At 41.7% G+C, this 228-nt stretch carries 1 protein-coding gene; it reads left to right on the top strand.

From position 1 onward, the window contains the following. A partial coding sequence (locus AB4512_RS25095; protein WP_372176169.1) for a hypothetical protein occupies positions 1 to 228 on the top strand: 228 nt, incomplete at both ends.

Raw genomic sequence — 228 nt, 5'->3', positions numbered from 1 at the left:
GTATCAAAGCAAGTCAAAACAGCCCTTTCAGTTCATGATTTGAAGAGTCAAATAGGATTCGCAAAGCTGCGTAGTGAGAAGGAAAAAGAAGAGCTCACACTAGCTCAAGAAATAAGCCAATTCCTAGAGCGGGAGAAAAAGAAGCACAAATCAAGAAAACACATGCGCTCACTCAAGTACAGTCTTGAACTACTCAAGGAGCTTAGCAATGCAGGGTCTATCAAAGAC

The sequence above is a fragment of the Vibrio sp. 10N.222.52.B7 genome (genome assembly GCF_041474275.1).
GTDB classification, from domain to species: Bacteria; Pseudomonadota; Gammaproteobacteria; order Enterobacterales; family Vibrionaceae; genus Vibrio; species Vibrio crassostreae_C.
Note: the sequence above shows the minus strand (reverse complement) of the source record. Positions and strands in the feature narration are given on the sequence as shown.